The following is a 21,557-nucleotide window of genomic DNA, read 5'->3' as shown; positions in this document are numbered from 1 at the left end:
TATCACAGAATACGTATGTGTATATGGAAACAATGGAAGAAGCCCAAGACAAAGGTGCGAAATCTGATTAAGATGGGTGTGCCTAAGGACTTGGCACATATGGCTGGCAACAGTCGGCGTGGATATTGGTTTACCACACATACAGTCGCAGTCAACATGGCGATGACAAAAGATAGACTGATAAACAGTGGCTTCTATGATTTAGCCACAGCCTATCAGTCTGTGCACGTCAACTATTGAAAACGCCGTATACCGAACGGTACGTACGGTGTTATGAGAGGACGGGAGCTAGTCACTCCCTCCTACTCGATTTAGAGACAGGTAATTATCAGGTTCAGGCAGCAGATACAACGCAGACGATTCGAGTAGGATTTCCAACGGATATGCAATATATGATGAATCGCAATACGACCAGTGGCGATATGAGTGGTTATGGTTATGATTATTTGCAGAATATAGCCGGATATACCGGTTGGAAATATGAGTATGTTGAAGGAGAATGGACGGAGCTTTGGAATCTGTTTTTAAATGGAGAAATAGATCTTCTTGAGGATGTATCCTATACCGAAGAGCGAGCTGAAAAGATGTGGTTTTCGTCGAAAAGTATTGGTACAGAGGTATATCGTCTTTATGTGCTGGCAAATAATACGGAGGTAACCAGTAGTAATTATCGGGAGACATTAGAAGGAAAGACGATTGGTGTTACGAAAGATACCTATCAGGAAGAACTGTTAAGACAGTGGGTAGAAGATGAGAACATAGATTGTACGGTTAAGGGATATGCATCAGACAGCACAAGGAATGAACTTTTAGGTGAAGGTAGACTTGATGCCATTGTAGAGATTGAGACAGCAGCACATTCGACTTGGACAGAAATAGCCGAAGTGGGTAGCAGTGATTTTTACATTGCATTATCCAAAGATCGAGAAGATCTTCTAGAGGATCTTAACAATGCAATTGATAATATTATGGAAATTAATCCACAGTATAATGAAGAATTGTATTTAAAATATCTATCTACGGCGAATATCAGCAAGAAGTTGTCCGATACGGAATCAGAATGGATTGCCCAGCATGATGAAATAAAGGTTGGAATCTTTGATGCGCAAGAAGAGTTAGATGTTGAGAATGTTATAAAAACGTTGCTTAAGGAAGTTTTAAATCAACTTGGATTAAAGGATATAAGTATTAGTTGCATTGTTTACACATCATTAGATGAGATGGATGAGGATCTTCAAGAAGGAAAAATTGATGTGATGTATCCAACCTTTGATGAACTATCCTTAAATGAGAAAAAAGGAATCAGTATTGTTGCAGAGATTGAACCGGTGAAAATAAGTGGTGTGATACCGGAAGGAACTTCGATTGATAAAGCTCAAAAAGTTGGAATTATCGATTCTGGATTGATTCAACATTATATTAATACCTATTATCCGAATGCAGAAATTGTCTATTATGAAGATGAAGGCGAGTTGTTGGATGCCGTCATGTCAAATGAGGTAGATGCTGTTTTTGCAGAAGGAATTACACCAAGTAAGGTAAGTAGTTCCAGCTACAATGATAGTGCGCTATCTATCATTGGTAATTCGCGAACCTACTATAAATGTATGGGAGTAAAACAAGGAAATGCCGGTCTTTTGATGCTGTTAGAGCGTGGTGTTAATCAGATAGACAGTGAATATATTGAAAGTCTGGTTGATGATAATACGAGAATTCAAGTGCAATTTAGCTGGGAAGACTTTTATAAAGAACATGGTGGTCAGATAACAAAATGGCTGATTATAGGTGCACTAATCGTGATATTACTGATTGTAATATTCTTTAAAGTCAGAGGCAAGAAGCTGCTTCGGATTTCTCAGACCGATACTTTGACAAAAATCTTGAACAGGAGTGGGGAACAACTGATTCGAGATAAGATGAAGCAAAATATTGGAGGAATGTTCTGTCTGATTGATGTTGACCGGTTTAAATGGTTCAATGATTCTTATGGACATGATGCCGGAGATCAGGTGCTGATTGAAATTGCAAAAGGGCTCACGAAAGTTTTTAGAATGGATGATATTTTGATTCGACTTGGAGGAGATGAATTTGCAGTATTTGTGCCATGTGTGGTAGACGAGAAAATGGCACAGCCGATTCTTGAGAGGCTAGTAAAAGAGATTGAGGCAATTCAATGTGAAGCGGTTGAAAATAATCCGATACAGATAAGCGTCGGAGTGGCATTCTTTCATCCTAATGATAAGATTGAATTCGAGGGCTTATATAAGAAAGCAGATGAAGCATGCTATGAAGGGAAAAAGCAGGAAGGATGCAGCTATAAAGTCAGATAATCAACGACAGAAAAGGATTGGTTTTGCATTAGGGAAAGGCGTTGCACGAAATAAGTCGTGTAACGCTTTTTTTAACTCAGTCGGAGAAATCCCCCACCTCTAAGCGTTAGCGTAGGTGGGGGGTATGACAAACTATACTCAGTCGGGGTACAAGCTCCGACTGAGTTAAACGCTCCGCGAGATGCGCACGGATTCGGACAGGAATTTGTCTGCTGAAGCAGACCCGAATCCGGCGCGCAAGACTCGCGAGCGAGTCTTGACGATTATGCAAATGGTACCTGGGCATAAGATTTTTAGAACCAACGAATACATTGTATATAGTGGAAAATTTTTGTATAATAAAAACCAATAAGTGACACATCGTCGGGGGAACAGCTGTATGAAAAATAATAAGCAAGTAACAGCTATTTTATGCTCACTGATGTTGATGCTGGTTATGATTATGAGTGCTTGTGAGGCGAAAGAAGATGAAGTGGTGGTTTCATCTGAAGAGTCGACACAAGAAGACGTTTTAGGGGAGAGTACAACGACATATTCATCGGATTTCGATGAATCGGAAGATGCAATGGATGCACCAACCGATTGTGAGAGTGCTGTAGAGCAATATATTATCGAGAAGATAGGTCTTTTTTTTGATGAGAGTGACATCTGCATTCCGTTTATGGACATAATAGCGATGGATGATAGGGATTCTTCAGATATCAAAGTTTGGGGAATCTACTGGATTTATAATTATGAAATTGATAATGATACACTGGTATGTGTTTCCGGTGGTTCGAATCCGGGGCTTATGCACGTAGAAAAAACAGATGGAATCTATACAGCAAAGGCTTTTGAAATTGTATCCGATGGTTCTAAGAAAGAAGAAAGTGAACAGGAAATATTCGGAGAATACTTAGAAAAATATAAAAAGATAATGTCGAATGAAAAAGCAATAAAAAAGATTCGAGAAAAAGCAATTGTGAAATATGTAAAAGAACATAATCTTAAAGTAAAGAAATATCAAGATGAGGGTGAGAAGCCTGTGACCTTGGATTTATAGAATATTAGAGTGCCGATTGAGTCGGCATTCTTTTTTGTTGGAGAAATATCTCTTGACAACACCATAACGTTGTTATAGTATGAGGACGTAACAGTGTTATGGTGTATTCTTACGAGCAAATGGAGGCATAGATTTTGTCCGAGGAAGAAAAGCGAATAGATCAGATATTAGAAGTTGCGAAGAAAGAGTTTTCTAAAAAGGGTTTTCAAGGGGCATCACTTCGTAATATTGCGAAGGAGGCCGGTGTCACAACCGGTTCATTATATTGGCATTTTAAAAACAAAGAAGAATTATTTGAGGCCGTTACGAAGGAATATTATGACTATATTATGGGTATGTATAAAAGGGTGATGGATGATTTTTTTGAAATGTCATTAGAAGAACAAAAAGAGAAAATGAGCGTTCATGGTGAGGTGTGCATTATGGATATGGTGGAATATATGTATGCACATAAGGAAATCTTTAAGCTATTGATGGATGGAGCAGCCGGAACGGAATATGACAATCTGATTCATGATATGGTAAAGCAGGAACTTTATGCACCCCATCGTTTTATGGAACATATGAAACAACTAGGAATCCAAATACGTACCATCAGACCGGAACTGGAACATATTTTGATTACAGGGATGATTACCGGCATGTTTGAATTGATTATGCATGATGTTCCGCTAGAGGTAGCGAGAGAATGCGTAAAGGAACTACATGATTTCCATACAGCAGGATGGCGTATGCTGTTAAATATTTCGGATTAGCATAAGCTGCATCTTCGTCAAGTGAGAATGAGCGGGATACTAAATATTCGGGCGCATAGCCCGATTATTTTATAGACATCGGTTAGTACATTCTAATGCTTGTGAGCAGTATAAAACAGATAGTAAAGGAGTAAGAAAAGGAGTAAGAAAATGAAAAAGAAAGAGCAACCAAAAGCCGTAAAAGAGCTTTTAAAGTATGCAGGAAATTATCGGATGCTGACAGTTTTGGGATTGTTGTTATCTGCAGGGGCCATGGTTTTGGGGATGGTACCGTATCTCTTAATATGGCTTACTGCTAAAGACCTGATTAGTGTAGCACCTGATTGGTCGAAAGCAACGCAGATTGTGAACTATGGATGGGCAGCTTTTGGGTTCTCAATAGCGGGAATCATAATCTATTTTGCAGCACTTATGTGTACGCATCTTGCAGCATTTCGGACAGCAACCAATATACGAAAAGAAGGTATGAAACGCTTATTACATGCTCCGATTGGGTATTTTGACAATCATGCATCGGGACTTTTGAGAAGTCGTTTGAATGATGCTGCTGGTGAGACAGAAACGTTGCTGGCACATAATCTTGCAGATATCGTAGGGGCGGTAGCCATGTTTGTTTCAATGGTCGTACTCATGCTTTTATTTGATTGGAGAATGGGAGTTTCCTGCCTGATTGCGGCAGTAATTTCGGTCTTGACCATGGCAAGTATGATGGGGGGCAAAAATGCTAAAATCATGGCAGAGTATCAAAGAGCACAAGACAACATGAGTAAAGCCGGAACAGAATATGTAAGAGGAATTCCGGTCGTAAAGATCTTTCAGCAAACAGTATATTCCTTCCGCGCATTTAAAGAATCTATAGAAAAATATAGTAATACAGCAGAATATTTTACAAATAGGATATGTAAGTTTCCTCAATCATTGAATCTTACCTTTACAGAAAGTGCCTTTGCGTTATTGGTTCCTGTGGCATTGTTTCTTGCACCGAGGGCAGTTGCAAGCGGTAATTTTGCTGAATTTTTTGCAGACTTTGTATTCTATGCGGTATTTTCAGCCATTATATCAACGGCATTGTCGAGAATTATGTTTGCAGCCAATGGGATTATGATTGGAAGAATCGCACTAGATCGAATTAACGATGTTATGGATGCACCTGCTTTAGAAGAAACTCCTGAGCCAAAAGAGCCTAAAAATAATAGAATTACATACGAAGATGTGACATTTGCATATAAAGGAAGCAATAAGAAAGTGCTTGAGCATATTTCATTTGCAATTGAACCGGGTCAAACGGTAGCTTTGGTAGGTCCATCCGGAGGTGGCAAGACGACGCTGGCCAGACTGATTCCAAGATTCTGGGATGTCTCATCCGGTAGCGTTAAAGTGGGCGATGTTGATGTAAGGGATATGAAAATGGAGACCTTAATGAAACAGATTGCATTTGTCTTTCAAAATGATCGATTGTTCAAGACCTCAATTTTGGAAAATGTTCGCGCAGCCAGACCGGCAGCGTCTGTTCATGAAGTGCAAGAAGCGTTAGAGGCAGCGCAGTGCATGGATATTATTGAAAAACTTCCAAACGGAATTCATACGGTGATTGGGTCAAAAGGAACTTATCTGTCCGGCGGAGAACAGCAAAGAATTGTATTGGCAAGAGCTATTTTAAAGGACGCCCCAATTGTAGTGCTTGATGAAGCAACGGCATTTGCCGACGCGCAAAATGAGGCATTAATTCAAAAGGCACTGGCAAGCCTTATGAAAGATCGTACCGTATTGATGATTGCTCATCGGCTTTCGACTGTTGTAAATGCAGACAACATAATTGTTTTAAATGGCGGAACAATAGAAGAGAAAGGAACGCATACACAGCTAATATCCTTAGGAGGATTATATAGTCGGATGTGGGAGGAGTATCAAAAGGCCGCTAATTGGAAAATCAAGGTTAAGAAGGAGGGCTAGTGATGTTTGGAGAGAAATTTCAAAGAAAATATGCATTAACCGATCTTGGAGTAAAAAATGCAAAGCAGGGAACGCTATGGACGGTGATTGTCAATCTGATTACGATGGCAGGAATCTGTATTATATATCTGATGATGATGAATTTTAACGATGTCCTTATCAAGCATGCATATTTGAAGGGAACCGGAATGATTTTGCTGTTGACAATCGTCTATTTTATCCTGTCACTTTTTACTCATATGCAGCAGTATAAGGCCACATATGGCACGGTCTATAAAGAGGTAAAGGGTGTTCGCATCAGACTTGCAGAACATTTGAGAAAATTACCGCTAGGTTACTTTGGAAAGCGCGATTTGGCGGATCTTACCGAGACGATTATGGGAGATGTAAGTCGTATGGAACATGTATGGTCACATGTTATCGGATATTTATACGGAGCTTATATCTCAACAGCGATAATTGCAGTAATTATGTTGCTATATGATTGGCGTCTTACAATTGCGTGTTTGTGGGGAGTTCCGGTAGCCTTTGCACTGTTGTTCGGCGGGCGAAGATTACAGGAGAAAAATGCGAAGATCACAAAGAAATATACACTAGATATGGCAGATTGTATGCAAGAGACAATAGAAACGATAAGCCAGATTCACGCGACCGGAAGGCAAGAGGATTGTTTAAATGAGTTGTATGATAAAATTGATCTTCATGAAAAGAAAGTGGTGAAATCAGAGTTAATCAGTGGTCTTATTATCAATGCTGCGAGCATCATTATGCGTTTAGGTGTTGCAACAACAATCTTGGCCGGTGCAACGTTGATTGTAAGTGGCAGAATTGACTTTTTGGTATTTGCAGTATTTTTATTGGTGATAACTAGAATCTATGCTCCATTTGATCAAAGCTTACAGCTGATTGCGGAAATGTTTATATCGCAAGTATCTGCCAATCGATTAATGGAAATTGAGGATAGTCAGGTTGCAGACGGAAAAAACAGTTTTCAGCCAAATGGGCATGACATTGTATTTCGTCATGTTGAGTTTGGCTATGATGATCATCCGGTTCTTAAAGATGTCAGCTTTACTGCAAAGGAAGGGGAAGTAACGGCGCTTGTCGGACCGTCCGGTTCCGGAAAAAGTACGCTGGCGAAACTTGCTGCCAGACTTTGGGAAGTACAAAAAGGCACCATAGAAGTTGGAGGAGAGGATATATCCAAAGTGGATCCGGAAGTTCTTCTTAGAGATTATTCTATGGTCTTTCAAGACGTTGTACTGTTTGATGATACGGTCATGGAAAATATTCGATTAGGAAAACGAGGAGCTACCGACGAGGAAGTATTACGAGCTGCTGCAGCAGCCAATTGTGATGAGTTTGTCCGGTGTATGCCACAAGGATATCAAACAAGAATCGGTGAAAACGGGGCAAGACTATCCGGAGGCGAAAGGCAAAGGATTTCGATTGCTCGTGCGCTTTTAAAAGATGCGCCAATTGTTTTGCTAGATGAAGCAACAGCATCATTGGATGTAGAAAATGAAAGTAAGGTGCAAGGGGCGTTGTCAGAATTGTTGAATCAAAAGACGGTTCTTGTAATTGCACATCGCTTGCGTACCGTGGAGGCTGCAGATAAAATTATAGTTCTAGCAGATGGAAAAGTGAGAGAAGAAGGAAGACCGGATGAGTTAATGAAGCAAAAAGAAAGTCTTTATAACAAGATGCTGCAGCTGCAAAACACAAGTGGTATAGTAGGAGTATAACGAAGGAGGATGAATGTCAACTGTTTGGGCTGTTCCATGTGGTTCGATCTGGGCTGTTATGCCGGTTATTTCAGGAATGTTTTTTCCGTGGTGGGGAACACTTTTGGTATGTGTGGTAATATTTGTTATAATATATTAAAAGGATACGCATAAATCATAGGTTTAAGAGGTCAACGATATGATTTTTTGAGACGTGAATACGGTTTAGAAAATCACATTATGGAGATTATAGATTATTTATTCAAAGGAGTTACTATGGATAATAATGCTTCATTAAAAAATATGGATGACAGTGTGGCTGAGTTTTCTGTTGAAGCCGGTGCGCAAATAGATGATTTAACACCTTTATTTGATGTGACCGCTTATCCCAAAGAACAGCAGGAATTGGTTTTAGAGTGCAACAAAAGGATTGATGAGGCTAACACCAAATATCGAATTGCGAAGATTAGAGAGGATATGTTTGCTAAGGGGTTAAAAGCCGGAATGTATTACTGCACTTTTGACCGCGATGAAAATATGCTGAGCTTTGAATTTAATGATGAGACCAGACAGATGCTCGGGTACCAGGGACTTCAAGATTTGCCGAATGAGTTTGAGAGCTGGGTAAAGACTTTGGTACCTGAAGAGCGTGACAGCATCGTTAAGCTGTTTTGGGAATCTGTAAAAAATCACCGTGCACTGCCTGAGATTACGCATGCCACTTATCGTATGCAAAAGAAAAACGGTGATATTATATGGGTCACGGGTGCAGGAAGACTTATAAGGCGTCCGGATGATGGTTCTTTGGAAATCTATATGGGATGTTATCTTGATATCACAGCGCAGCAGGAACTTGAGAAGCATGTAAAGATTATTGAAGCACTTGGTAAGGTCTTTAATTTTTCATTGTTTATTGATGTAAAGGATATGAGCTATCGTATGATTAGTACCAATGAATATGTTGAGATGGTACCGAAAGACTCTGATGCAATTAGATTTTTGAAAAAAATTGTCGATGCATCAGTAGCAGAGAGTTTTCAAGAAAGATTGCACAACTGGCTCGATAAGGATAAAATTCTTGCGGCTATTGACGAACATGGCAGGTCTACGATGGAGTTTTTCAGCGAAAGTGCGAAGCGTTGGTATAACGGAATCTTTATGGTAGGAGATCGAAATGAGGACGGAAGTTTTGCGCACATAGTTTACGGTTGTATGGATATCACAGATTCTAAGTTGCAAAATCTTGCGCAGCAAAAAAAGATTTCTGAATTTGAGACAGCAATTTATACGGACTCTCTTTCTAAGATACGTAACAGGAAATTTTTGGATGATAAGCTCATTTATGAGCCTTGTAAGGCTGTTGTGATGTGCGACATTGATTGGTTTAAAAAGGTCAATGATACGGTTGGACACAGAGGCGGAGATGAAGCAATCAAAAAAGTTGCTGAAATTCTTGCGCAGAAAATCCGAAAGGGAGATGTGGTTATTCGCTACGGTGGTGATGAGTTTGGAATAGTATTTTTCGATATTAACAAGAAGGATCTAGAGAAAAAGTTATCACAATTAGGAGCAGGAGTAAAAGAGATAACGCTTGATGGTAATCCGGATGTTCGAATTACTATGAGCTTTGGCGCAGCTTATGGAACGGAGCTTGTAAATAATCTGATTCCCATTGCGGATAAAGCGCTTTATGAATCCAAAAAGAAGAAAGATACCTACACCGTGATTTCCATATAAACTAAAGAATACTCGATGTGAGATGATTTAGTCCGGGATAATGCTCAGAATAGAGGAGATGATTACATGAGAAAGATATTATTAGTTCTGCTTATGATGATGATCATGATTATGAGTGTATCATGCGGTTCTTATGATTCTGAGGAGGGTTCATTTTCAGAAAGCGAAAAAAGCTTTTCAATATCCTTAACGCCACACATGAATGATATAACGGTCGAATGGAATGACGATAATAAAATCAATAAATATGTGATTTATAGAGTTGATGTTACGGAAGATGTACTTGAACCGGAAAAAGACATGACCTTCGATTTGTCAAAGTATGAAAAGATTGCGGAGGTGTCCTCAGGAAAAAGCAGCTATGTGGATAAAAGCGTAAATCCCAATCACTATTACGCCTATGTGGTCAAGGCTTATCAAAAGGTAAAAGAAAAGAACCGGCTTGTTTATATGTCGGATGTGTATGAGGATCAGTACATGGCTCAATGTTGCGGATTATCTGCTCCTGATTTGCTTAACGGTGGATACGGTGAATTTTCAACAAATAGCAAAGACGGTCTTTATCTGTACTTTCAGGTTTATTATGGTGTAGAGCCGACTTCTGTTATTCTTTACAGGAGAGCGGAGGATGAGGAAGAGTACCAAAAGATTGATTTTGAGACGATTGAAGAAATCTGTGAGGGATCGGGGGAAATTAAGGACAGTTCTGTTGAACCTGGTGTGATTTATTATTATAAGATCAAAACGGTTAGGAAGGATGATGGTAAAGAATATTATTCAAAAAAATCAGACTATGTTCGTATACCTGCCGTGAATTGGAAAGGAGAATATACGGTATCAAAGGAACTTGTTAGCGCAGATCCTGATAAAGTGATTATTAAGCTTAAAAGTGACAAATATAATGGGCGACTTACAATCAGTCAGATGGAGTTTGATTCCGATGACGCGGTGCAGATAGTGGCCTACAGTTTTGATCATGAGGTGTGGAAATCCATGAAGGATCAAGAACTGGTGATTTCACCGGGGGATACGGTGTTTCTACAATTTGAAGGAAAAGAAATAGCTGATGCTCAGGAGATTTATCTTGATTCCGATAATGGGGCTGTTTGTCTGAACTATGATGGACCTGGGGCAGGGATTGGTATTATGAGCATAAGTTTTGATAGCAAAACCGCAGAAGTGTATCAAAATTATGACTGATATCGTTTGTTATGACTTACTCTAATAGAAGATATAGCAGGGCAACAATTGAGAATTGGAAAAGAGCAAGAAATTAGTAGGGAATGATTCATGAAAAAGAAAATAGTGATTTTTATAGTTGTCGCTTTGGCTTTAATTGTCGTGGCCATAGGTATTTATAGTAGTCCAAAGACTTTTGGCGGTAATATTGATGCATCAGAGGTTGACCATATCAAGGTGTTCGATGGAAATACAGGAGTTGAATTTACCATTGATAATGCAGAGGATATCAGGTTCATTGTTGAAAACATAAAAGATTGCACGATGAAAAGGACTGGTATATCAATTGGTTATTCCGGATATGGTTTTAGGATTAACTATATGGATGCCGGGGACAAAAATGTTATTTCAGAGTTTATTATGAACAGTAGTGATACAATCCGTAAAGATCCATTCTTCTATAGCTGTGATGGTGAACTTTGCTATGAATTTTTGAGAAAGATGGAAGAAACATATGGGGCTGATTGATATATCCTTTTATGCCCATGGAGGAGGAGACTATAATGAGCAATGATAACAATATACAATTTGAAATACCAAATGCAGCTAATCGGTTAGAGGAAATATGTGTACAGGGGGTCAAAGTCAGATTTGGAGATAATCCTCCTGAAGCAGTGACACAAAGATTATCCCATGAATTAGGTATAGTCAAAAAGCTAAAGCATGCCTCTACATATTTGCTTGCAAGTATGCTGGCTAAGGAAGCACGACGGTTGCATTATCTGTTTTATTTTAGGGGTGATATTACGTCGTCACTGATATCTTATGTAAGTGGAATATCTGATATCAATCCTATGGAAAAGAAATATGGAGGTATTAATATACCATTTGAAACGACTCGTGAAGAATACCAGGGAATCGAGCCTACACTTGAGATGCAGGCAGGTGTGTCTTTTCTTATTTATGCGCAGTCTTTTTTAGCGAGAATGTTTCCGGAATATCGATTGATTTCCTATCCACTCCCAAGTGTAGATATGATACGTTCTTTGCGTATGTATATAACCAAATTAGAAGAGTTGCCTTGTGATGAATTTGTAGCCGAGCAAAAAGATGATATTGATGATGCTGATGATATTTACAAACATGATCATTTTCACATTCTACTGATCGGGGATAAGCAGATGGAACTAGCTCGGTATAATAAGTATTACAGTGATAATGGGATATGCTTTGAGGAAGCGCAGGCGGATTCTATGATTCCAAAATTGTGGGAATATGTAAAGGAACTTGATAACTGTCCAGAGGAATTAAAAGGATTGAATGTGAAGACCTATGATGAACTTTTAGCAGTGGTTAGTATGATGCATTCTACAGATGTTTTTGAAGGGGATCTAAAAAAGCTGTTAGTAACCAAGGAACTTTTGCTTTTCGAGATGATTGCGACGAGGGATGACATATTTTTCTATTTAAAGGGGAAAGGGCTTGATAGAAAAGATTGCTTTGAAATCATGAATCGAGTTAGAAAAGGCCGCAATCTAAGTGCTGAACAGGTTGAGATTATGCGAAAACATAATGTTGATGAATGGGTTTATGGTTTTTGTAATCAGGTGCGGTATTTATTCCCAAAAGCGCATGTGGCACAGCTGATTCGATATTATGCATTTTGTATTCAATCAAACAGTAATCTGATGTAAAGGTATTATTTGCAAGATGCGGATAAAATATGGGGCGCTATAAGAAAAGATTGTGATGATAAAAACCTGGCAAAACGGATATTTTTTGATTTATATTTGCCAGGAGGTGCATAATGGCAGTGTGTCAATTACTCCGACCTACGGCTAACGCCTTAGAGGTCGGAGCTTGTAAAAGCTTTGATTGACTACTCTAAGTTCTTTGAGAACTACGTTATAAATTGCGGCTTTCAACCCACACGCTTGCGTGTGGGTTGAAAGCCGCTTCTCTTTAATTTGTCAAAAACATAGAATAGATATACAATCTATGTATAAGGATATTGCATAGGTAGACAAATTGGTAAAGTCGGCAGAGGGTAATCCTCAAAACAATAATCTGCGCAGCGAATTAGTATAATCAGCTGTAAAGCGAATTCATAGTGGTTCGAATCCTGCCTGCAGTCTTAAAAATAATTTTTGAAAGGGTAAATTTATGGCACGACCTAAGAGTAATAACGTACAGATTAATATTTCCATTCCTTCTGAATGGAAAGAACAACTTGAAAACCTTGCTCGCATTTATTCTGTCGAAGAAGGTACTAATATCACCTTTCTTGATTTGATGCGCAGAGGTATTCAAGAAAAATATCAATTAGGAGAAAGTACAGATGAGCGAGGAACAATATCATAGTGCTTCGCATTGTAAGTATTTGACGCAATACCATATTATCTGGTGTCCGAAATTCAGATTTTCTGTATTACAGAATGGAGCTGATGACACGTTAAAAGGTATCCTTATCAATAGTTGCAAACAGTATGGGTACGAGATTAAAGCATTTGAAGTAATGCCCGACCATATACATATATTTGTAGATTGTTCTCAAACGGTTGCCCCATGCGATATTGTAAGGACTCTTAAGAGCATCAGTGCTATTGAGATGTTTAGGATATATCCGCAGTTGAAACAGTTTTACGCCCGTTGCGGAGTATTATGATCGAGAGGATATTTTGTATCAACGGTAGGACATATAAGCGAAGCTACAGTAAAGAAGTATATTGAGGAACAAAAAAAATATGACTGACGAAGAATATAAGAAATTTTTGAAGCAATTTCATAAACTTTCCGATAGGCATATCTTGGTTGCGGAAACCGATATGCCTTATTCTGATGTCATGAAAGTCGTGACTCTTTCTGATAAAATCCGCAAGGCAGGTAATGAACTTATTGGTCTTATGAGGAAGAATTATGACCAGCTTATGCGTACAAAAAGATATCGTAGGTTGCAAAAATTATATGGTGATACTGAAGATAAAGACAAGCGTAAGACTTTGGCAAAGCAACTTAACGAAATGCAGTCTGAATATAATGTTACATGGGATTTTTGTCGTAAATCCATGATTCCGATAGGAAAGAAATACGGTATAAATGCTGTTTTCGCTCTTACTAAAGCAGAAGATGTCTGGCGTGGAATAGAAAAATGCCTTTATGGCAATGGGAAAACTATCCATTTCTCGAAATACGGAGAGCTTCCATGTATCAGGGCGAAACAGATAAATCGTGGCATTCCTATATCTGTTAAGGATAACAAGCTGCAATTCAAAATCAGTAATAATATCTTTGGTATACGGGTAAATGACAGGTTCCAACAAGATGAAGTGGATGCAGTTCTATCTTATCTTGCTAACCCTAAAATTATAGATGATAAAGCGGTCGATACACTTGTAGAAGACGCATATTGCATAAATACATACAGACCTTGCTATGCCACTCTTGTTCCTAAACTGATAAGAGGTAAATATAGGTTGTATCTTCATCTGACTATTGAAGGCAAGGCGAAGCCAAAATACGATAAAAACGGCGATCCAAGACATATATACGGCAAAGGAATGATAGGAGCTGATATTGGCACTCAAACGGTTGCTTATACATCCAATGCCGAAGTCGGATTGAAGAATCTTTCAGAGCGCGGTAATAGTATCCAGACATCTGAGAGAAAAGAACGTTTGCTCTACAGGGCTATGGACAGGTCAAGAAGAGCCACCAATCCACAGAACTATAATGATGATGGCACTATTAAAAAAGGTCGTAAGACTTGGAAATACTCAAATCATTATAAGAGACTAAAAGCTAAACATACAGAATTATGTCGTATCAATGCTACAAACAGGCAGCTTGCTATAAATGAGGACGCAAATCACTTGCGAAGCCTTGGAGATGTTTTTGTAACTGAGCCTAAAAATGCAAGCAAACTTATGAAACGTGCTAAAGAAACTACTGTGAACAGTAAAGGTAAGTTCAATAAGAAAAAGCGTTTTGGTAAATCAATAAAGAATAGATGCCCTTCGGGATTTCAGACTACAGTAGAAAAGAAGTTCAAGGTCACGGGTGGCGTGTATATAGAAGTTCCGAATAATTACAGGGCAAGCCAGTATGACCATACATCCGATGATTATATCAAAAAGAAATTGTCTGACAGGATGTATAAACTCACAGACGGAACTTTAGTGCAGCGAGACTGGTATTCATCATATCTACTCTACTGCTACGATTGCAGGACACAAAGTATAGACAAGAACAAATGTATAACTGAATTTGATAAACATTACAACAAAGAAAAAGCCCTAATCACATGGATTAAGGCTAATAAGATAAAAATATTAAACAGCGGAATCAAAGTAGCTTAACAACCTAATATTGGGCGATTGACTGTACGTCCTTGTCGCAAGACAGAAATTTACCGCTTTCTGATGATAATGTAATTATCAGAGTAATGTGGTCGTTGGACTGCTTGGTAATAAAAGTCCTGATTCAAACAGATTTACACTTGTAACTCCAAAGCCTGAAAATGGTGTACGATTACAAGCTACGCTTGGTAATCAGAACCCCGCGGGCTTGCCCGTGGGAGCAGTCAGTACGAGAGTAAAGACGGTCGTTCTGAGGATGAGACGCGTACAGAAGAGGCAGATAAGGTGTCAGCAAGAATTGCAAAAATCTTATCTGAGAAGGCATTTACGTTTTCGCCTGCACAATATTTATCTATTCATCGCGAGCTGTTCCTTGGTATTTATTCCCATGCAGGAAAAATCAGAGATTATAATATCACGAAAAAGGAATGGGTTCTTGATGGAGATACAGTATCTTATGGTGGAGCTACTGAACTTCGAGAAACGCTGGATTATGATTTTTCTCAGGAAAGGGATTTTCGCTATAACGGTTTAACAATGGATGAGGTGATTCATCATTTAGCGGTTTTTATTTCCAGACTTTGGCAAATCCATGTGTTCGAGGAAGGCAATACCAGAACGACAGCTGTGTTTTTAATAAAGTATCTTCGCACGCTTGGATTTGATGCCGAAAATGATTTGTTTGCGGAACACTCTTGGTATTTTCGAAATGCTTTGGTTAGGGCAAATTATAATAACATAAAGAATGGTATCTATGAGACGACAGAGTTCCTTGAAATGTTTTTAAGGAATCTTTTGCTGAAGGAGAAACACGAGCTTCACAATAGAGAAATGCATGTTAGTGGTAAATTTTTCTTGGGTCACGATGACCTGATAAATGACCCGATAAAATTAGATGGACGTGAGCTTAAAATAATTGAGCTTTTGCGTGAAGCACCTGATTTGACACGTAAGGAGTTGGCTGTTCAATTAGAATGTTCGGATTCTACAATTAAGCGATGCCTGAAGTCTATGGTTGAAAAGGGCGTACTGAAACGAATTGGCTCAAATAAAAAAGGTGAATGGATCATATTAGAAAAGAAGTAATATAAACAAATGTATTTTTACCGAATTACGGAGGATAAAGCATGGATTATCTAACCTCAGCGGAATGTGCAAAGAAATGGAATGTTTCTCAAAGACGAGTAGCTATTTATTGTAAAGAGGGGAGAATCGAAGGAGCTTTTCTTATGGGAAGAATGTGGTTGATTCTAAAAGATGCGAAGAAACCGGAAGATCCGAGAAGAGTCCGTAAAATTGGGCAGGATAAGAAATGATTGTGGACTCAGTGAGGCCACAATCCAAGTTGGCGAAAAAACGGTGATAAAAATTGGCAGTAATAATTGAATCATATAATAGCATCTATCAGTTAATCTTGACTGATAATAGAGAAAAATTACTGCAGAAATTGCTGGAATAATAGGTTAAAAATATTTAGAACAAGAGAATTGTTAGGAACAATAGAACTCGAAAAAAATGAGAACAGTATGTAAAATAATTGTATGGGAGATAGACATATGCGTCAAAGAATATATGAAATAATAGAAACAGCAGATGATAGCGATAAGGTCAGCCGAATATATGATGTTGTAATGATGCTTACTATTTTTTTTAGTCTAATACCTGTAGCAGCAAAAAGCACCTCTGGTTACTATGGTGTTATTGATAAAATAACAACTGTAATTTTTATTGTTGATTATGTTCTTCGACTTATAACCGCAGATAAAAAGCTTCAAAGGGGAATAGAGTCATATTTTATTTATCCAATAACTCCGATGGCCATCATCGATTTATTAGCAATTCTTCCATCGTTAATAGCTGTAAATGGTGCACTTCGTATTCTAAAAATATTCCGATTGCTTAGGACTCTTCGTGTATTTCGTGTGTTTAAGGCAATTCGCTATTCGAAGAGCATTTCTATCATAATTGAAGTATTCAAGAAACAGAAAGAATCTCTTATTGTAGTAGGTGCATTGGCAGTTGGTTATATACTTGTCGCAGCACTGGTTGTGATAAGTGTTGAACCGGAGACGTTCCCAACATTTTTTGATGCTGTTTACTGGGCAACAGTTTCATTGACGACAGTGGGATATATGGCGATATTTATGCGGTATCTACTGCTGGAAAAATTATTACTATGATATCATCTATCTTTGGGATAGCCATAGTTGCTTTGCCAGCTGGAATCATTACAGCTGGATATATGGACGAACTGAATAATAGAAAGAACAATAAGAACGATAATCGATAGACATGTTTTTAGGCTTTGAGAAAATCAGCATGATAAACAGTTCTTTATCAGCTGTGGCATGATATTGTATAAATGAGGAAATTATTGTTTTATTCATCAATCTAAAGGTGGTTTTCTCGCTATGCTTAACGGTGGAGCGTTAAAGAAGTTAAATGAGTGGGACATAAATATACAGCGACAGGGTGTAATGTTGACAATACCAATATAGTAAAATATCATATTTCCAAAATGAGAAAACTTGGTATTATAATCAGAAAAGGGATTGTCTCAGAAGGGACGATGGATCATTAATATATCAAAGCAGAGATATTAGAAATAGCTGTATATACAATACTGGTATTTTCACAACATAAAAGTTGACAAATGTTAAAAATATGATAGATTTATTTTTGGAAGCAATGGCGTTTCATCTTAAAAGATGAGGCGCCTATTTTATTTTTTTGGAGGGGATGAAATGCTTATATATAAGTGGACCGATGGAAATGATATAGATTGTCAAAAGTTTTATATGAAAACTATATAAAAAAGAGGTTTATATGATTAAGTTAAATGATTATTTGTTTTCCGGGGATACTGTTCTGAAAATACTGCTTCAGTATTCCGCAGACTTGAAAGATGAGGCAATTAAAAATCATAATTCAATAGATATGGCACATAGCAATTTCCTGATTCAGATTATTGAAATTCTTGAACATACAGAATTCCTTACATCACAATCTCGGAGGATAAATGAGTTTTATATGTATATGGCAAATAAATATCCTTTTCTTGCATTTACATTTAAGGGGCGTATCAAGTCTCTTATACGTGCAGAAGAAAAGTTCAATGGTTATATATTGGAATATATTTATGATTATTATCTAGCATATGGAAAGTATCCGAATGAAGCAGAGATTAAAAATAATCTCAATTTTTTCAGGGATTTGATTGCATATCGCATAGTTATTTCACTGCCTCAATGTCACGTGTCAGAACAGGATAAACGTGTAGAACGGGAGCTAAAATATCTTTATGAGATAGCAAATGTTATCCCGGATTTTCTCGAGGAAAGAGGATTTACTGCTGAGCTTTCAGGATTAATTGATATAAATGGATCAAAGTTTCTAACTGAGAATAATTTGCCCTATTATAGAGATTATGTTCAGAATCCGAGATCATCAGGATATAGATCTCTTCATATAACATTCTATGATAATTTTGCAAGATGCTATACGGAGTTACAGCTCAGAACTAAGGATATGGATGATCTAGCAGAGATAGGTAGAGCAAATCATATTGGATACGAGAAACAACAGGAAGAAAATCGTGCCAAAAGAGATATTATTCCGAAAGGTAAATGTAAAATTTTTGATGAAGCATATGAGAGACTGATTAAGCTTCAGGAACTTGATCTTGCAGCAGTTAATGTAAATATGTTTATGGCTTATAATAATCAGCTGATTAATGATGGTTGTGGTCTTTTTAGGGGGAGACAGATTCTGCCATTCGAGCATTTATCCAGATTTCAGGATGATCGAATAGGAAAATCATTATAGTTTTTTTGATTTTGAAAGAGGGGTTACTATGGCGGCATTTGACAGAATTAGTAGTGGTATATCGGAAATGGATACAGCTCTTGATAACATTAGATTGGGGGATAATGTTGTATGGAGAGTATCTGATCTATCTGAGTTTAAGCTCTTCATGGAGCCGTATATTAAGCAGGCAATAGAGGATAAAAGGAATATCATATATTTCAGATTTGCAAGTCACGAACCATTGCTGGAGGAGAAACCTGAGATTAAGCGGATTGATGTGCCGCTTTCTCATAGATTTGAGACATTTACAGTAGATATTCATAATGAGATAGAAAAAGCAGGGAGAGATGCTTTTTATGTTTTTGACTGTTTGTCTGAACTTCAGGCTGCATGGGCGACTGATCTCATGATGGGGAATTTTTTCCGTGTAACTTGTCCATTTCTTTTTATATTAGATACAGTTGCATTTTTTCCGATAATAAGGGGAAAGCATTCAGTTCAGGCGATTAATAAAATCCTTGATACGACTCAGCTTTTTTTAGATGTTTATTCGGATAAGAAAAATGTTTATGTAAGGCCTGAAAAGGTATGGAACAGAAACTCTGATACTATGTTTCTGCCACATACCTATAATCCAGAAAGTGGAGAATTCAGGCCCATTCTTGATGGCGTAAAATCCAGCAGATTTTATCAGACATTAGGCCTCGCTCAGCGCTCTGCAGAAGAACAGTATTCTGATTCCTGGGATAAATATTTTATTCGTGTAAAAATGCTCAGGGAAAATGGAATAGATATAACTAAAGAGTGTAGCAGAATGTGCAATATTATGATGACGCGTGATGCGAAAATGCGAGAGATGGTTAAGAAGAATTTTACTCCTGAAGACTATTTTGCGGTACGTGATCACATGGTTGGAACTGGCATGATTGGAGGTAAGTCCTGCGGCATGCTGCTGGCAAGAGCTATCATAAGGAATAAAGAGCCTGATATTAGTGAAGTGCTTGAACCGCATGATTCATTTTATGTGGGTTCAGATATGTATTATACCTATATAGTAGATAATAATCTGTGGGATATTAGGATAAAGCAGAGAACAGAGGAGGGATACTTCACACTTGCGGATGAATTTGCGAGTAGAATAATGGAAGGCTCATTTTCATCAGCAATGAGAGAGCAGTTTATTCGTATAATAGAGTATTATGGTCAGGATCCTTATATAATTCGCTCCAGTAGCATCCTGGAGGATGGATTCGGAAATGCATTTGCAGGGAAATATGAATCTGTATTTTGTGCTAATAGGGGCAGTCTTGAAGAAAGACTGAACGAATTTGAACATGCTATAAAAGTTGTATATGCAAGTAGCATGAGTCTTTCTGCACTGGATTATAGAAATAGGCGAGGGCTTGCTGGGCGAGATGAGCAGATGGCACTTCTGATTCAGCGCGTATCAGGCTCCTATTACGGAAACTATTATATGCCTTGTGCGGCAGGAGTCGGTTATTCATACAGCCCTTATCGTATAATGAAGGATACGGATCCAACTGCGGGAATGCTTAGACTTGTTATGGGACTTGGAACCTCAGCGGTTGATAGAACTGAAGGCTCTTATCCAAGAATAGTAAATCTGGATATGCCTGAAAAATCATCATATTCCTCATCTGCAGATAAACATAAGTTTTCACAGGGGAAAGCTGAAGTTATTAATATGACTACGCGTGAGCTGGAGAAAATGTCATATGAAAAAATGGAGCAGGATATACCAAAGTATCTTGAGAAGATTCTGTTGGAACATGATACTGAAGCAGAGTCAAGACTTAGGGAAATGGGACGGCGTAGAGAGGTTAAATTCATTTCCTGTAAGGGACTTGTAGCAAATTCGCCTCTGATGGATCAAATGAGGAGAATGCTTCACCGTATACAGGAAGAATATGAGTATCCAGTAGATACCGAATTTACTATTAATATTTCGGAAAATGGAGAATACTCCATAGATCTGCTTCAATGCAGACCTCTTCAGGTTCAAAAAGGTAAAACTGGAAATGTAGTGCCAGAAGATATTCCAGAAGAACGAATCCTGCTTGAAAGTGTAGGAACTTCTATGGGTATTTCCAAGACCTCGTCACTTGATCTGATCGTCTATGTAGATCCAGTAAAATATTATGAACTGCCCTTTAAGGATAAAGATCTTGTGGCAAAGCTTATAGGAAAAATAAATTGGCATTATCGAGATATGGATAAGCACATGATGCTGATAGTTCCCGGAAGGGTTGGAACAACTTCGCCGGAGCTTGGCGTACCGACTTCATTTGCGGATATAAGCGCGTACGACATTATATGTGAGACTGAAGAATCCAGGGTCGGATATAATCCTGAACTTTCCTATGGTAGTCATATATTTCAGGACCTTGTAGAAGCAGAAATTCTTTATACAGCGATTTTTCAGGGGGAGAAGACTAAAAAATATTCGCCGGAAAAACTTACAAGCTCAAAGGATTTGATAAATGAGTTTGATTATTCAGATGTGCTGGAAGGTGTGGTTCATATTTATGACGTATCAGACCGAAAGTGTGAAGTATATAATGATGTTGCAAGTGAACATCTGCTAATAACGTGTTAGTTTTTTGAAGCATGATTTCTTGGTTGGCTTTCTAAGGCTGTGCTATAATGAAACCGTG

The 21,557-nt window shown here is 38.1% G+C and carries 18 protein-coding genes and 2 pseudogenes; 19 read left to right on the top strand and 1 reads right to left on the bottom strand.

Going from position 1 to position 21,557, the window contains the following annotated elements; all coding sequences use genetic code 11:
* The 17 genes and pseudogenes from BLS20_RS07760 to BLS20_RS07685 form a co-directional block, all read left to right on the top strand.
* A pseudogene (locus tag BLS20_RS07760) lies at nucleotides 1-240 on the top strand (group II intron reverse transcriptase/maturase); the annotation flags it as partial.
* Nucleotides 237-2,330: a GGDEF domain-containing protein gene (locus BLS20_RS07755; protein ID WP_143010239.1), complete on the top strand. Its 2,094-nt coding sequence runs from the start codon at nucleotides 237-239 to the stop codon at nucleotides 2,328-2,330. The pseudogene BLS20_RS07760 and the gene BLS20_RS07755, both read left to right, overlap by 4 nt.
* A 379-nt stretch (nucleotides 2,331-2,709) precedes the next feature.
* The gene (locus BLS20_RS07750) at nucleotides 2,710-3,372 is read left to right on the top strand and encodes an adenine nucleotide alpha hydrolase family protein (protein ID WP_090173802.1); all 663 of its coding nucleotides are present in this window, start codon (nucleotides 2,710-2,712) and stop codon (nucleotides 3,370-3,372) included.
* 134 nt (nucleotides 3,373-3,506) lie between these two features.
* The gene (locus BLS20_RS14015; RefSeq protein WP_278286159.1) at nucleotides 3,507-4,127 is read left to right on the top strand and encodes a TetR/AcrR family transcriptional regulator; all 621 of its coding nucleotides are present in this window, start codon (nucleotides 3,507-3,509) and stop codon (nucleotides 4,125-4,127) included.
* A gap of 150 nt (nucleotides 4,128-4,277) precedes the next feature.
* On the top strand, nucleotides 4,278-6,080 hold the full coding sequence (locus BLS20_RS07740) for an ABC transporter ATP-binding protein (protein WP_090173800.1): 1,803 nt from the start codon (nucleotides 4,278-4,280) through the stop codon (nucleotides 6,078-6,080).
* Between the two features lie 2 nt (nucleotides 6,081-6,082).
* Complete coding sequence (locus tag BLS20_RS07735; RefSeq protein WP_090173799.1) at nucleotides 6,083-7,825, top strand: ABC transporter ATP-binding protein; 1,743 nt, start codon at nucleotides 6,083-6,085, stop codon at nucleotides 7,823-7,825.
* Nucleotides 7,826-7,838: 13 nt separating this feature from the next.
* Nucleotides 7,839-7,964, top strand: coding sequence for a hypothetical protein (locus BLS20_RS14010; protein ID WP_278286158.1), 126 nt, complete (start codon nucleotides 7,839-7,841; stop codon nucleotides 7,962-7,964).
* An 80-nt stretch (nucleotides 7,965-8,044) separates the two neighbouring features.
* On the top strand, nucleotides 8,045-9,541 hold the full coding sequence (locus tag BLS20_RS07730; protein WP_143010238.1) for a sensor domain-containing diguanylate cyclase: 1,497 nt from the start codon (nucleotides 8,045-8,047) through the stop codon (nucleotides 9,539-9,541).
* 66 nt (nucleotides 9,542-9,607) lie between these two features.
* Complete coding sequence (locus BLS20_RS07725; protein ID WP_090173797.1) at nucleotides 9,608-10,741, top strand: fibronectin type III domain-containing protein; 1,134 nt, start codon at nucleotides 9,608-9,610, stop codon at nucleotides 10,739-10,741.
* Nucleotides 10,742-10,831: 90 nt separating this feature from the next.
* Complete coding sequence (locus BLS20_RS07720) at nucleotides 10,832-11,248, top strand: hypothetical protein (protein WP_090173796.1); 417 nt, start codon at nucleotides 10,832-10,834, stop codon at nucleotides 11,246-11,248.
* Nucleotides 11,249-11,283: 35 nt separating this feature from the next.
* Entirely contained in the window at nucleotides 11,284-12,414 is a 1,131-nt protein-coding gene (locus tag BLS20_RS07715; RefSeq protein ID WP_176762337.1) for a hypothetical protein, read from the top strand.
* Nucleotides 12,415-12,883: 469 nt separating this feature from the next.
* Nucleotides 12,884-13,081, top strand: a complete 198-nt coding sequence (locus tag BLS20_RS07710; protein ID WP_090173794.1) for a hypothetical protein — start codon at nucleotides 12,884-12,886, stop codon at nucleotides 13,079-13,081.
* A pseudogene (gene tnpA, locus BLS20_RS07705) lies at nucleotides 13,059-13,472 on the top strand (IS200/IS605 family transposase). Before BLS20_RS07710 ends, tnpA begins: the two are co-directional and overlap by 23 nt.
* Entirely contained in the window at nucleotides 13,465-15,075 is a 1,611-nt protein-coding gene (locus tag BLS20_RS07700; protein WP_090173793.1) for a hypothetical protein, read from the top strand. Before tnpA ends, BLS20_RS07700 begins: the two are co-directional and overlap by 8 nt.
* 285 nt (nucleotides 15,076-15,360) lie before the next feature.
* Nucleotides 15,361-16,161 carry a Fic family protein gene (locus BLS20_RS07695; protein WP_090173792.1) on the top strand — a complete coding sequence of 267 codons (801 nt, stop codon included), beginning with the start codon at nucleotides 15,361-15,363 and terminating at the stop codon, nucleotides 16,159-16,161.
* A 41-nt stretch (nucleotides 16,162-16,202) separates the two neighbouring features.
* Nucleotides 16,203-16,391 (top strand): helix-turn-helix domain-containing protein, encoded by a 189-nt coding sequence (locus BLS20_RS07690; RefSeq protein ID WP_090173791.1) that lies wholly within the window; start codon nucleotides 16,203-16,205, stop codon nucleotides 16,389-16,391.
* Between the two features lie 240 nt (nucleotides 16,392-16,631).
* Nucleotides 16,632-17,255, top strand: a complete 624-nt coding sequence (locus BLS20_RS07685) for an ion transporter (protein WP_242870547.1) — start codon at nucleotides 16,632-16,634, stop codon at nucleotides 17,253-17,255.
* 48 nt (nucleotides 17,256-17,303) lie between these two features.
* Here the strand turns inward: BLS20_RS07685 and BLS20_RS13760 are convergent, their stop codons facing one another.
* A complete protein-coding gene (locus BLS20_RS13760; RefSeq protein ID WP_176762332.1) occupies nucleotides 17,304-17,462 on the bottom strand; it encodes a hypothetical protein in 159 nt (52 codons plus the stop codon).
* 439 nt (nucleotides 17,463-17,901) lie between these two features.
* Here BLS20_RS13760 and BLS20_RS07680 point away from each other — a divergent pair, with 439 nt between their 5' ends.
* Complete coding sequence (locus BLS20_RS07680) at nucleotides 17,902-18,900, top strand: nucleotidyltransferase family protein (RefSeq protein ID WP_090173790.1); 999 nt, start codon at nucleotides 17,902-17,904, stop codon at nucleotides 18,898-18,900.
* 28 nt (nucleotides 18,901-18,928) lie between these two features.
* Nucleotides 18,929-21,499, top strand: a complete 2,571-nt coding sequence (locus BLS20_RS07675) for a PEP/pyruvate-binding domain-containing protein (RefSeq protein WP_090173789.1) — start codon at nucleotides 18,929-18,931, stop codon at nucleotides 21,497-21,499.
* Nucleotides 21,500-21,557: the final 58 nt, after the last annotated feature.

Source organism: Eubacterium oxidoreducens (assembly GCF_900104415.1).
Classification (GTDB): domain Bacteria; phylum Bacillota; class Clostridia; order Lachnospirales; family Lachnospiraceae; genus Eubacterium_C; species Eubacterium_C oxidoreducens.
Note: the sequence above shows the minus strand (reverse complement) of the source record. Positions and strands in the feature narration are given on the sequence as shown.